Raw genomic sequence first — 12,032 nt, forward strand, 5'->3', positions numbered from 1 at the left:
ACAGGAGACCTTCGTTAATGCCAAAAGTTAAGCCAGGTCGTTATTTGCACTACAAAGGCAAGCCCTATCAGGTAATCGATATAGCAACACACAGTGAAACATTAGAGCCGATGGTGGTTTACCGCCCTCTCCATGGTGAGGGCAAGCTCTGGGTACGGCCGCTCTATCTGTTTATCGAGCCAGTGGAGGTGGAGGGTGAGAAGATTGATCGTTTTGAATACATGGGCGAAGGTGACGCTTCTGAGCAGCCCGTCGCGACCGGCACAGCTTAAGGCTGTTTACACTGCAAATAGCCGCTCCAGTCGTGAGAGACATCACCAAAAGCTAGAAAATCCGGGTTTAACAGCGACTCTTTGGTGTTGTAGCGCAGCGGTTGCAGGTTAATATCGGTAATCATGCCACCCGCTTCCTCAAGAATGCATTGAGCAGCCGCCGTATCCCACTCTGAAGTGGGGCCAAAGCGCGGGTATATATCAGCCTCACCTGAGGCGATCAGGCACGATTTAAGCGAGCTGCCAATGGTGATCACCTGCGGCTCAAAAAACTGCTGAATATAGTATTCAAACTCGGGGGTAGTTCCTGAGCGGCCAGCGGCAATCACCAAATTCTGTTGGTCGCTACAGCGCACACGCAGCGGTTGAGCATCGTGCCCGGTTACCAGCTTAAATGCACCATTGTTACGGGTCGCGTAGTAGCAAACTTCAATGACCGGCGCGTAAATCACCCCCAAAACAGGCTCGTTGTTCTCAATCAATGCAATGTTAATGGTGAACTCACCGGTACGGTTAATAAACTCGCGGGTGCCATCCACCGGGTCGATCAACCAGTATCGCTGCCACTGTCGGCGCTCCTCAAAAGAGGCGCTATCAGCCTCTTCAGAGAGCACCGGAATGTCAGGGGTGATCATCTCCAGACCAGAGACAATCGCGCAATGCGCCGCAATGTCAGCACAAGTGACGGGGGTCATATCCGACTTCTGCTCGATATTGAACTTACCATTGTAAATTTCGTTAATGCGATTGCCGGTGCAGCGGCACAACATAATCAACATCGGGATCAGGTCATTAGCTGACGGATACATTAAACCGCTCCCTGCGCGGTAAGCATTCGCTCACGCACCATATAGATAGCCGCTACACTGCGCGCCTCGTTAAACTCACCCGTGGCAAACAGTGCTGGCAAGTTATCCAGCCGCCATGGAACCACTTCAAGGGGTTCAGGCTCATCACCCTGCTCTTTTTGTGGATAGAGCTGCTCGGCGAGAATAATATGGGTGGTGTGGGTTTGGTATGAAGGGGCCTGGGTAAGCGTGGTGAGATGGGTGAGTTGATGAGCGCCGTAGCCGATCTCCTCCATCATCTCCCGGTTGGCGGCATCGAGGGGTGGCTCATCTCGCTCAATGCGCCCCTTGGGGAGCATCAGTTGATAATCGGCAACCCCCGCCGCATATTCACGCACCAGCAGTACGGTCTGCTCATCAACCATGGGGATAATTAAAACCGCCCCATCACGAGAGCCTATCAAACGCTCATACTGCACTTCAACGCCATTGGAGAAGCGTAAATCGAGCTGCTCAACCTTAAAAACATGGGTTTGAGCAACGACTGTGGCGTGGAGTAGTTGCGGTTTTTTCGGCATCAACAATGGTTCTCACAATCCTATGATAGGCTCATTATAGCCAGCCGACGGAAGGAACACTATCCTAATCGGTTGTTCGTACTGACAACACAGAGGGGCCGCCATGCAATGGTCTGATATTGCTACTCAAATCACAGATGCGCTCCAGCAACCCTTTACCCCACAAACTCCGCGACAAATCAGTGGTGGCGACATTAATCTGGCCTATCTGCTGGAAGATAGTGGCCAGCGTTTTTTTATAAAACTAAATCAAGCCCATCGCTTACCCATGTTTGAAGCAGAGTACCAAGCACTGTTGGAGATGAAAGCAAGCAACACCATTCAAGTGCCGACACCACTCTGTTGTGGCATTTCAGGCCACCACGCCTTTATTGTGATGGAGTATATTGAGTTTTCAGCAGCCCACAATGATAGCCAGGCATTATTGGGGCAACAGCTGGCCGATATGCACCGTATCACCGCAGAGCAGTTTGGCTGGCATCGCAATAACACCATCGGTACTACGCAACAGCACAATAGACAGCATAATGACTGGCTGACCTTTTGGCGTGATCAGCGCATCGGCATACCGCTACAGCTTTTGGCGGAGCGCGGCCACCAAGGGGCCATCCAATCGCTGGGAAGCGAGTTGCTAGCGGCCATGCCATCACTGCTGGGCGGGCACCACCCACCCGCATCGATGCTGCACGGTGATCTCTGGTCGGGGAATTACGCCTTTAGTGCGCAAGGTAAGCCGCTGCTTTTTGATCCTGCTTTCTACTACGGCGACCGCGAGACCGACCTGGCGATGACCGAACTATTTGGAGGTTTTTCAGCGGCGTTTTATGACGCTTACCAAACAGCCTACCCATTGGATGAGGGCTACCCACAACGAAAAAATCTCTACAACCTCTACCATATTTTGAATCACGGCAACCTGTTTGGTGGTCACTACATTGACCAAGCAGAACAGATAATCAAAGCGCTGCTATTGCCCTGAAAATATCCGCTGAAGTACCGTTTGCAGGGAAAACAGCATACACAACATATTGTGCATGTGGAAATCAACCCCCAAATGTATACAAAATATTTTTCCCATTTATAATCCGTAGCTTAGTGAGTTTTTATTTTTTAATTCGTTGATTTATATTGATTTAATTAGATCACCAGATTTTGCGCGTAAGCGTTGACTATCACTAAAAAGACTTTTAGTATTTGCACAAACACACAACATCTAGTGTTTGATGAATTTTGTAGCACAAGATGGCGCATAGTGGCAAAACAACAAAAGCCTGCAGGACTATACGGCTATCAGAAAGGATAAGGGGATAAAAATAAAATGAAGGTTGCTCACTTAAAAACAGTGCCGTCAATCACTGCAGGAATTGAATTTCAATCTGCATCCATGGATATTTGGGATAAAAAATATCGCCTGAAAAAGAAAGATGGCGAAGTGATCGACAAAGATATCGATAGCACCTATCTACGGGTAGCAGAAGCGCTCGCGGAAGTTGAAGTCACACCCGAAAAGCAGAAAGAGTGGCAAGATAAATTTGTATGGGCACTGCGCCACGGTGCAATCCCCGCCGGTCGCATCATCTCCAACGCCGGAGCACAGGCCTACAAACCCGCCACCTCCACCATCAACTGCACCGTCTCAGGCAGTATTAAAGACTCGATGAATGACATCCTGGGCAAAGTGCACGAGGCGGGCCTTACCCTTAAAGCAGGTTGTGGTATCGGTTACGAATTTTCGACACTGCGCCCCAAGGGTGCTTTTGTTGCGGGTGCCGGTGCCTACACCTCGGGGCCGCTGTCGTTTATGGATATCTACGATAAAATGTGTTTCACCGTCTCCTCAGCCGGTGGCCGCCGTGGCGCACAGATGGCCACCTTTGATGTAAGCCACCCCGATGTAATCGACTTTATCCGTGCCAAGCGCGAAGATGGCCGTTTACGTCAATTCAACCTCTCGCTACTGATCACCAAAGAGTTCATGGAAGCGGTTAACAGTGATGATGAGTGGAAGCTCATCTTCCCAATCACCCAAAAAGAGGTCGATATCGACAACCTCGACACCCACAACCCCGCGCAGATTGTATGGCGTGATTTCCCTATTCAGGATGACTACCTCATCGATGACTCGGGACTGGTGGCACATAAAGTTTACCGTACCATTCGTGCCCAGCGGCTGTGGGATATTATTATGGCCTCCACCTACGACTACGCAGAACCCGGCTTTATCCTGATCGACAAGGTCAACGAGATGAACAACAACTGGTTTTGCGAAACCGTGCGCGCCACCAACCCGTGCGGAGAGCAACCACTGCCACCCTACGGTGCTTGCCTGCTCGGCTCCATCAACCTCACCAAGTTTGTGCTTGACCCCTTCACTAAAAAAGCCAAGTTTGACTGGGAGGCGTACCGCAAGGTGATCGCCATTTTCACCCGTATGCTGGATAACGTCATCGAAATATCAGGCCTGCCACTAGAGCAGCAGCGTAAAGAGATCGAAAGCAAACGTCGACACGGCATGGGCTTTCTGGGGCTGGGTTCCAGCATGACCATGCTGGGTATGAAATATGGCGATGACAACTCACTGACATTCACCGAGCAGGTCACCAAAGAGCTGGCACTTGAAGGGTGGAAAGCCGGCGTTAAACTGGCCAAAGAGAAAGGGGCCGCGCCCGTTTTGGATCAAACATTCACGGTCACTGCCGAGATGTTGCGCAAACGCCCAGAGATGGCAACCGATGGCATTAAAGTGGGCGAGCAGGCCCAAGGAAAGGTGTTGCTGGCAAAATATAGCCGTTACATGCAGGGTATCGCCGCAGTCGCCCCCGAACTGATAGCCGATATTGCAACACATGGCGCGCGCTTCACCCACCACAGCTCAATTGCCCCCACCGGCACCATCTCGCTCTCACTGGCTAATAACGCCTCGAATGGCATCGAGCCAAGCTTTGCACACCACTACTCACGCAACGTAATCCGTGAAGGCAAAAAATCAAAAGAGAAAATTGATGTCTTCTCCTTCGAACTACTCGCCTACCGCACCCTGATCAATGAACAAGCGATGCCTTACAGTGATAAAGCGGATGAGCAGCTACCGGACTACTTCATCACCGCCGAAGATGTCACCCCAAAACAGCATGTGGACGTACAAGCTGCTTCGCAGAAATGGATCGACTCATCCATCTCCAAAACAGCCAACGTACCCACCGATTACCCCTATGAAGAGTTTAAAGATATTTATGCCTACGCCTACCAGAAAAACCTCAAGGGGTGCACCACCTTTCGCTTCAATCCAGAAGTGTTTCAAGGGGTGCTGGTAAAAGAGCAAGACCTCGAAAATACCACCTACCGCTTTACCCTGGAAGATGGCGACACACTGGAGCTGAAAGGCAATGAAGAGATTGAATATGATGGTGAAATGCACACCGCCGCCAACCTCTACGATGCCCTCAAAGAAGGCTACTACGGTAAGCTTTAATCTGCGTTGAACCCGCTATAGGAATCAGAAAATGACCATAAAAATTGCAAAGAAAATTGTCGGCTTCAGCGTGGTAAAAGCGGACGAAGCTGTTGAGCCTGTCACCATAAAAGAGGAAGCGAAAGAGCCCAGCTTCGTGCAGATGCATGAAAAACTGGAGCGCCCGGAGATGCTGATCGGCTCCACCTACAAAATTCGCACCCCGCTCTCGGAGCACTCACTCTACGTCACCGTGAACGATGTCGTGCTGAACGCAGGAACAGAGCATGAGCTGCGCCGCCCCTTTGAGATCTTTATCAACTCGAAAAACATGGACCACTTCCAGTGGATCGTCGCACTCACCCGCATCATCTCAGCCGTCTTTCGCAAAGGCGGCGATGTCACCTTCCTGGTAGAAGAGCTGCGCTCAGTCTTCGACCCCCGTGGCGGCTACTTCAAAAAAGGCGGTAAATACATGCCCTCACTGGTCGGTGAGATCGGCGATGTAATCGAACGCCACATGCGCATGATCGGCCTAATAAAAGATGACGAACTGGACGAACACCAAAAAGCACACCTCGCCTCCAAACGCGCCGAATTTGAAGGGGCACTCAAACAGGCCGAAGAGAAAGAGCCCGACAGCTTCCCCGCAGGCTCGCAGCTATGCAGCAAATGCAACACCAAAGCGATGATCCAGATGGATGGTTGCATGACCTGCTTGAATTGTGGGGATAGTAAATGCGGGTAGGAGGCTGAGGCTGCTTGGATTCTTCGATCTCGCGTGCAACAAGCGCAAGAAAAAAGTAGGATTTAACTTCCAACCAAGCTCGAATTTACTGTGCAACAGGCCGCCATTCCCTTGAGGACTCCCCTATTTAGGCGTATATAGAGCGTTAGCTTCGCGCGATAACTCATCATAGCCTGACTCAAAATATCTGGCGATAATGCTTTCGGGAACCTTGAATTCGTTGGCTATTTGGTAATTTGACAGGGGGGTTTTTTTCATCACATCAAGCTGTTCCCTGCTGTCCCACGGAAGAAGCACCTCCATAGTCACAACAAAGCCAAATTGTTCTCCGTTAAGCTCGTCTTCTTTTTTTATAGTCCAAAATGCCTCACTTATACGCTGAAGGTTAGAAATAATGCATTCCCCGTCAAATTTATGCGCCCTTTCTTCTAATCCCTTTTTGTCTTGCTCTATATACATATGCATAAGTTCTTTGCATACAGCGAAGCGTTTCCAACACTTTGTTGAGGTTGGAGATAAGAGTATTGTTGGAATTGCTTCGCTGTCTGTAAGCAAGTTTATTGATGAATCAGCAGGTTTTGTCAGAAGAAGCATGCCAGCAATTTTGCTAACTCCAGTCCCCGTCTCTAGTATTTTTATTTTTTTGAATGGTGTTGTCGCTATTATTATTCTAGTTATTTCAGGGTTTACGCTTACAGGTATATTAATCAACTGGGGGTTCTGTGCAAGAAAATCCCTAGCGAGTGCCACTGCGTCAATAAAACGCCCTACATCCCCGTCCCGCATTAACCTTCCCCCTTCACACCTTGATATCATAAAAAAACCTGCGTTTCGCAGGTTTTTAGTAGTTCATGCCACTGTGGCTAAACTTTGTTACAAAATAATATTAGTGCAGTCTTTAAAATTGCCTTTGGAGTAGTCTTTGATCATCGTATAAGCATCGTCGATGTAATCGGATACATTCCCAACATCTAGCTCCATAGGACAAAACTTTACATCAACAAGAGATGCTGATTCTTTTTGCTGTTGTGCCCATGCTGATATATCAGAAACTTTCTTATCAAGAGAAGAGCTACTTGTATCCATCGTCTTGTGCGCCCGTAATTAAATAGTTTATTTATCTCTACCCGTAAGAGTTACATTGTTAAACGCTAGGCATGCAATGCATAATAACTATACAGCATATATAACTATGCTTGGTTCGAGTGTCAATGTCTGAAAGAAGTATCAATTAATTCAGTAGCCATTGAATTTAGCGGTAGAATATAGCAGATCAATAGGGCTATTTCTACTTGGTATAGTCATATAGATATCCGCGGGCCTTCAATGCATTGTTTTTTATGTATTTTGGTATTTTTTTGTAATGACCATCCGCTGTTAATGCGGACAAACGAGCCGAGTAGGCCTCCTATGCCGAGATTTTTTGGCGACCACGCTCCCGCATGCATACCTCCTGCCATTGGTGAGCTTTAGCTCACCCCCACAAGGCTGTTTCATTGAGCCAACAACTCTGTGGCGCTTTGTGCCAAAGCATCGCTCACAGGCAGCTAGGGCTCCTTGCTCAGCGCTATAACCAGGCTACAAAATCACCTGAATAACGTAGGAGCTATCTTTAGATGGCGAAATGCTAGAGAGGCTCCGCAAGCTAAGGCTTACGCCTATAGAAAGTTCGTCAAAAAGGCGGGGCAATAAATCCGCCCCTTTTGATTCCCAAATGGCTTTATAATTAAAAAATGATGAGCTGGCACTGGCCCTGAAGGAGAGTTATGGGAGTTTTATTATCAACATGCACAACGGGCAGGGATAATAATTTTAATTTAATGCGTTTTATTGCCGCATCACTTGTTCTTTTCAGCCATAGCTTTGCATTGATAGCCGGGACTGGGGAGGCGGGGCCGCTTTTCGGCATCATTGGGATGACATCTGGCGGGATTGCGGTCGATCTGTTTTTTATTACGAGCGGGTTTTTAATAACATGTAGCTATTTCTCAAGGAATAACTTGCTGGCATTTGTCTGGGCAAGGGTATTGAGAATCTATCCGGCATTGATCGTTGCCACTCTATTTTCTGTTTTTGTGGTTGGCTTATACTTCACAACCTATAGCGCACAGGAGTACCTGTTAAACGCTCAAACACTTCAATATTTTGTAAAGAGCATAACACTCTTCTTTGGCGTTGATTTCAGCCTGCCAGGGGTCTTCCTGGATGTGCCTTATAGTAGTGTGGTCAATGCTTCGCTCTGGACACTGCCATACGAGGTCAGAATATACGCCATACTCACGATTTTCTTGCTCTTCATCACCTATGCAAGCAAACGGGTAGCATTCATTAATGCCAAAAACACGATTTTATTGATAGCCGTTGTCTCGGTTGGCCTGAATATATTTAATAATTTGCAAGTTGATCCGCCGGTACAATTCATCCGGCTGTTCTCTCTGTTTTTCGTCGGCGCGGCATTTTATCTCTGGAGAGATAAAATACGTTTGCCGTCAAAATTGATTTATTTTGGCTTACCGCTGTTATTGCTGTCGGCAATGAATCAAACACTATTCTTTGTTGTTTACAGTTTATTGTTACCGTTTATTATTTTTTATGTCGCCTATGTGCCGTCTGGTGGCGTACGCAAATTTAACAAATTGGGTGACTATTCGTATGGCATCTACATTTACGCATTCCCAGTGCAACAATCACTGTTAGTCATCATGCCGGATATCTCGGTTCCTTTGATGATTGTGAGCTCCTTTTTGATCACCCTGTTTCTATCCGTACTCTCTTGGCATCTAATAGAGAAGAGATGTCTTAAAATGAAGGGGAGCTATGCTCTCATACAGAGTTTTATGCAAAACATCGGACTGATGAGGCGCTTTACACGGACAAAGTAAACCACACTGTTTTGTCGCTTCTAGCGGTGATTTAGTGAAGCAACCAGTAGTTGGCGATACCACCCATATGGGTGAAAAGCCAGACCGGAATAATGATTCTGCCGATTTTTCGATGCTGCTGGTTAATCCGCTGTGCTAGGGAGGAGTCCCCTTTTTGGTACCGTGCCCAGATCATCAGTGGGCCGCCTATTGATGGAATCAGGGCGATGGAGCCATGTACTGTCAGCCAGGTCAGCATGAGTGGATCGGGTAGTGATGGCATCTCTCCGGGGATCAGGTAACGAAGCAGGTAGCTGATAACAAACAGCCAGGAGCCAAGTACCATAAAGATCATAATCGTACGATGACGTGAGGTGTTTGACTGGGTTGCGTCGTACCAGGCCAGCAGCAGAAAAATGATGGAGAGGAGACTCCAGCCCAGGCCATAGTGCATGGATAATTCGGTAAAGCTCACGGTGTTTGTCGCCCTCTATTATGCTGCTGCACTTAACACGCTGAATCGTTACTGTGATTCTTATTATGACGACCATCAACCGATATAAAAACGATTGATTTGTAAGGCTTTTCAATCGCCAGTCAAAAATGGGTTAAGCTTTCGTTCATGGCCAAAGGTTGAGCAGGGGCCGTGGCCAGGCACAAAGGTGACCTGATCACCCAGTGGTAGCAATTTTTCGGTAATACTTTTAATCAGTTGTTCGTGGTCTCCCTTGGGGAAGTCGGTACGACCGATGGAACCTTGAAAAAGAACATCACCCACAAATGCGAGTTGCTCTCGGGCATGGTAGAAAACGACGTGCCCCGGAGTGTGTCCGGGGCAGTGCAGCACCTCAAGTTGCTGCTCACCCACGGAGACTGTTTCACCCTCTGTTAGCCAGCGGTCGGGTTGAAAGGCAGTGGCCGCAGCAAAGCCAAACATTTCGGCTTGTTGTGGTAGTGATTGCAGCCAGAACAGGTCCTCTTTGTGAGGGCCGACGATGGGTATCTGCAACTGTACTGCCATTTGCTTTGCACCACCTACATGATCCAGATGCCCATGGGTAAGCAGTAATTTTTCGAGTATCAGACCGTGTTGATCAACCGCACAAAGCAGCTTGTCAATATCACCGCCGGGGTCAATCAGTGCCGCTTTTTTGCTCAATTCACACCAAATTAAAGAGCAGTTTTGTTGATATGAGGTGACCGGGATAGTCTGGTATTTCATAGTGATCCTTCGGAGTCTCTCGGGAGCGTAATCTGGAGCTGCTGTGAATCATCGTTAATCCACAGCTCGCCATCTTGTAGTGTACATTGCAACTTCATGGTTCGTTTCGCTAGTGAGCCAAGTTGATCAACAGTCGTTTGTTCAAGGTGCCGGATAGTCAGGTTATCGAAACGACTTAATTTGTGCGCGACTTGTTTCAACCAAGGGGCTACTGAGCGGGGTTGGTAAGTGTAGATAATCACCTGCTTGGCTCGCTGGCAAGCTTGGCGAATACGCTTCTCATCCGGCTGGCCAATGTCGATCCAGAGGAGCGTCTCATCAATCTCATTTCTCACCCATAATGCGGGTTCATCTTGCGATGATAACCCCCGACTGAACTGAAGGTCTGGCGTGGCATTCAGGATAAATGCGAGCAGTCGGACCATCATGCGTGATTCACTCTCCGAGGGGTGGCAAGCGATGGTCAATGCATGCTCTGCGTAGTAGTTGCGATCCATATCGGTAATATTGATAACAGCTTTATAGATGGTCGCACTATTGGCCATATAATAGACTCCTTGTTTAATCCCTAACCCCCAGATAGAAACACGTATGCTGCACAAGCTCTTGATTCTACAGCAAAACAAAAAATATCCGCCGAACCTGCGGGTGCGACTAATATTTTTAGTTTCACTGTAAAACCAAACGCTTACACATCATCTCGCGTTTCTATCTGGGGATTAGGGTTAATCTAATACCTTGCGACGCAAGGCTTTCTGTTTTCCATGCCGGGTTTTGCGGTCCATACGTTTGCGTTGTGAGTTTTTGCTGGGCTTGGTGACACGGCGGGGTTTTTTGACAGTAGTGATGCTTTTTATCAGCTCTGCTAGGCGTTGCAATGCCTCTTCCCGGTTTTTCTCCTGACTACGACTGCTCTGTGCCTTGATAACCACCACACCCTCTTTACTGATGCGCTGGTCGGCGAGTGCCAGTAGGCGTTGTTTATAGTGTTCTGGCAGGGAGGAGGCGCGAATATCGAAGCGCAGATGAATCGCCGTAGAGACCTTGTTTACATTTTGCCCACCACTGCCCTGAGCGCGAATGGCGCTCCACTCAATTTCATGAAGTGGAATAGTAACCGTGTTGGAGATAATTAACATAAGATCATACTAACCCGGATATTTCATGAGTGTGCACACGGATCACGCAGCAGGTTTATTTTACAGGGAAATACCCGAAAAATCTTCGAATAGTAATTACGAGCAATAGGGGCGTCTACCTGTAGAATCAATAGAGAAGTGAGACGGTGCAGAGTTTATGAATGATTCGGTTTAACAGCCTGGGGCTGTTAATTACCAGCAGTCAGCCTGAGGAGCTGAGCTTTTCAAACCGATGGAGGAGAGGCTAAAGGTAGAGCAGTCTGCATCACCTACCTGTGAACCGACGGCAGTTGCCGTCAGGGTGTAGCTGTTAACCCCATTGACCGCATCATTGACTAAGGCCGTTACCGTTATTCTGTAGTGCCCTTCATCCGAAAGTGGAGTGGCATCATAGCCCAGATCGGTCAGATCATTGGTGTAACTCCCTACGGTGTAAAGGTTGCGTTCTTGCTCCCGAGCGACTTCCAGCAACATTTCACGGGCATCCACTCGCTGGTTCTTTAGCACCATCTGGGTATAGCTGGGCACCACGACCATGGCCAAAATAGCAAAGATCGCCACTACAATCATCAACTCTATCAGGCCAAATCCCTGGCTGTATCGGGTTGCTTTCATTCTTCGCTACCACTCCCGTTAAAGCGCTCGGGTAATACCCATATCTCTGAGACTTGACGGATCCCTGCCTCTCCCTTCTCTACAATAGAAAACCCAACCATTGAGCCTATTTTGAGCACTCTCAGGGAGGAGAAGCGCGAGTGTGGTGTATAGACCCGGGTAGCAGGACTCACCGAAAACTCCAGATCATTTATCATAATGGCGTCCTTGCGCAGATCATCAATTGTGCCGATGTTATTAAAGCTCTCCGGATAGTGTGCGGGCAGTTTGTCGGCAAACGCTCCGCTGGCGGGCATTAAAAACACCACAAACAACACGACTGTAAAAATATATCGATTCATCTCTCTCTCCTCAGCGC

The 12,032-nt window shown here is 48.2% G+C and carries 15 protein-coding genes; 5 read left to right on the forward strand and 10 right to left on the reverse strand.

Going from position 1 to position 12,032, the window contains the following annotated elements:
- The first annotated feature begins 17 nt into the window (after positions 1-17).
- Positions 18-272, forward strand: coding sequence for a DUF1653 domain-containing protein (locus L3J94_04120; protein MCF6217942.1), 255 nt, complete (start codon positions 18-20; stop codon positions 270-272).
- On the opposite strand, the gene cysQ is transcribed toward L3J94_04120, so the two are convergent.
- Complete coding sequence (gene cysQ / locus L3J94_04125; GenBank protein MCF6217943.1) at positions 269-1,081, reverse strand: 3'(2'),5'-bisphosphate nucleotidase CysQ; 813 nt, start codon at positions 1,079-1,081, stop codon at positions 269-271. The two genes, L3J94_04120 and cysQ, sit on opposite strands and share 4 nt — an antisense overlap.
- Positions 1,081-1,638, reverse strand: coding sequence for an ADP compounds hydrolase NudE (nudE, locus tag L3J94_04130; protein MCF6217944.1), 558 nt, complete (start codon positions 1,636-1,638; stop codon positions 1,081-1,083). Before nudE ends, cysQ begins: the two co-directional genes overlap by 1 nt.
- A gap of 103 nt (positions 1,639-1,741) precedes the next feature.
- On the opposite strand from nudE, the gene L3J94_04135 reads away from it, so the two are divergent.
- The 3 genes from L3J94_04135 to L3J94_04145 all read left to right on the forward strand — a co-directional run bounded on the left by L3J94_04135 (position 1,742) and on the right by L3J94_04145 (position 5,837).
- Complete coding sequence (locus tag L3J94_04135; GenBank protein MCF6217945.1) at positions 1,742-2,617, forward strand: fructosamine kinase family protein; 876 nt, start codon at positions 1,742-1,744, stop codon at positions 2,615-2,617.
- Positions 2,618-3,022: 405 nt separating this feature from the next.
- Positions 3,023-5,110 (forward strand): adenosylcobalamin-dependent ribonucleoside-diphosphate reductase, encoded by a 2,088-nt coding sequence (locus L3J94_04140; protein ID MCF6217946.1) that lies wholly within the window; start codon positions 3,023-3,025, stop codon positions 5,108-5,110.
- 31 nt (positions 5,111-5,141) lie between these two features.
- Positions 5,142-5,837: an NrdJb gene (locus L3J94_04145; protein ID MCF6217947.1), complete on the forward strand. Its 696-nt coding sequence runs from the start codon at positions 5,142-5,144 to the stop codon at positions 5,835-5,837.
- A 123-nt stretch (positions 5,838-5,960) separates the two neighbouring features.
- Here L3J94_04145 and L3J94_04150 read toward each other — a convergent pair whose 3' ends face one another.
- Positions 5,961-6,623 carry a hypothetical protein gene (locus L3J94_04150; GenBank protein ID MCF6217948.1) on the reverse strand — a complete coding sequence of 221 codons (663 nt, stop codon included), beginning with the start codon at positions 6,621-6,623 and terminating at the stop codon, positions 5,961-5,963.
- An 87-nt stretch (positions 6,624-6,710) separates the two neighbouring features.
- Complete coding sequence (locus L3J94_04155) at positions 6,711-6,923, reverse strand: hypothetical protein (GenBank protein MCF6217949.1); 213 nt, start codon at positions 6,921-6,923, stop codon at positions 6,711-6,713.
- A gap of 680 nt (positions 6,924-7,603) precedes the next feature.
- Here L3J94_04155 and L3J94_04160 point away from each other — a divergent pair.
- Positions 7,604-8,719: an acyltransferase gene (locus L3J94_04160; protein ID MCF6217950.1), complete on the forward strand. Its 1,116-nt coding sequence runs from the start codon at positions 7,604-7,606 to the stop codon at positions 8,717-8,719.
- 31 nt (positions 8,720-8,750) lie between these two features.
- On the opposite strand, the gene L3J94_04165 is transcribed toward L3J94_04160, so the two are convergent.
- The 6 genes from L3J94_04165 to L3J94_04190 form a co-directional block, all read right to left on the reverse strand.
- Positions 8,751-9,173, reverse strand: a complete 423-nt coding sequence (locus L3J94_04165) for a DUF420 domain-containing protein (protein MCF6217951.1) — start codon at positions 9,171-9,173, stop codon at positions 8,751-8,753.
- 111 nt (positions 9,174-9,284) lie between these two features.
- The gene (locus L3J94_04170; GenBank protein MCF6217952.1) at positions 9,285-9,920 is read right to left on the reverse strand and encodes an MBL fold metallo-hydrolase; all 636 of its coding nucleotides are present in this window, start codon (positions 9,918-9,920) and stop codon (positions 9,285-9,287) included.
- Complete coding sequence (locus L3J94_04175) at positions 9,917-10,465, reverse strand: YaeQ family protein (protein MCF6217953.1); 549 nt, start codon at positions 10,463-10,465, stop codon at positions 9,917-9,919. Before L3J94_04175 ends, L3J94_04170 begins: the two co-directional genes overlap by 4 nt.
- Positions 10,466-10,645: 180 nt before the next feature.
- The gene (gene arfB, locus L3J94_04180) at positions 10,646-11,059 is read right to left on the reverse strand and encodes an aminoacyl-tRNA hydrolase (protein ID MCF6217954.1); all 414 of its coding nucleotides are present in this window, start codon (positions 11,057-11,059) and stop codon (positions 10,646-10,648) included.
- Positions 11,060-11,251: 192 nt separating this feature from the next.
- Positions 11,252-11,674, reverse strand: a complete 423-nt coding sequence (locus L3J94_04185) for a prepilin-type N-terminal cleavage/methylation domain-containing protein (protein ID MCF6217955.1) — start codon at positions 11,672-11,674, stop codon at positions 11,252-11,254.
- The coding region (locus tag L3J94_04190) for a hypothetical protein (GenBank protein MCF6217956.1) at positions 11,671-12,032 on the reverse strand (362 nt) is incomplete at its 5' end. The genes L3J94_04190 and L3J94_04185, both read right to left, overlap by 4 nt.

This window comes from Gammaproteobacteria bacterium (assembly GCA_021647245.1).
Taxonomy (GTDB): domain Bacteria; phylum Pseudomonadota; class Gammaproteobacteria; order RBG-16-57-12; family RBG-16-57-12; genus JAFLJP01.

Excerpts from the sequence above, each read along its gene's own strand:
- L3J94_04155 (MCF6217949.1), bottom strand. The coding sequence starts at position 6,923 with ATGGATACAAGTAGCTCTTCTCTTGATAAGAAAGTTTCTGATATATCA.
- L3J94_04135 (MCF6217945.1), top strand. The coding sequence starts at position 1,742 with ATGCAATGGTCTGATATTGCTACTCAAATCACAGATGCGCTCCAGCAA.
- L3J94_04175 (MCF6217953.1), bottom strand. The coding sequence starts at position 10,465 with ATGGCCAATAGTGCGACCATCTATAAAGCTGTTATCAATATTACCGAT.
- L3J94_04160 (MCF6217950.1), top strand. The coding sequence starts at position 7,604 with ATGGGAGTTTTATTATCAACATGCACAACGGGCAGGGATAATAATTTT.
- L3J94_04145 (MCF6217947.1), top strand. The coding sequence starts at position 5,142 with ATGACCATAAAAATTGCAAAGAAAATTGTCGGCTTCAGCGTGGTAAAA.
- L3J94_04140 (MCF6217946.1), top strand. The coding sequence starts at position 3,023 with ATGGATATTTGGGATAAAAAATATCGCCTGAAAAAGAAAGATGGCGAA.
- cysQ (MCF6217943.1), bottom strand. The coding sequence starts at position 1,081 with ATGTATCCGTCAGCTAATGACCTGATCCCGATGTTGATTATGTTGTGC.
- arfB (MCF6217954.1), bottom strand. The coding sequence starts at position 11,059 with ATGTTAATTATCTCCAACACGGTTACTATTCCACTTCATGAAATTGAG.
- L3J94_04120 (MCF6217942.1), top strand. The coding sequence starts at position 18 with ATGCCAAAAGTTAAGCCAGGTCGTTATTTGCACTACAAAGGCAAGCCC.
- L3J94_04150 (MCF6217948.1), bottom strand. The coding sequence starts at position 6,623 with ATGCGGGACGGGGATGTAGGGCGTTTTATTGACGCAGTGGCACTCGCT.
- nudE (MCF6217944.1), bottom strand. The coding sequence starts at position 1,638 with ATGCCGAAAAAACCGCAACTACTCCACGCCACAGTCGTTGCTCAAACC.
- L3J94_04170 (MCF6217952.1), bottom strand. The coding sequence starts at position 9,920 with ATGAAATACCAGACTATCCCGGTCACCTCATATCAACAAAACTGCTCT.
- L3J94_04185 (MCF6217955.1), bottom strand. The coding sequence starts at position 11,674 with ATGAAAGCAACCCGATACAGCCAGGGATTTGGCCTGATAGAGTTGATG.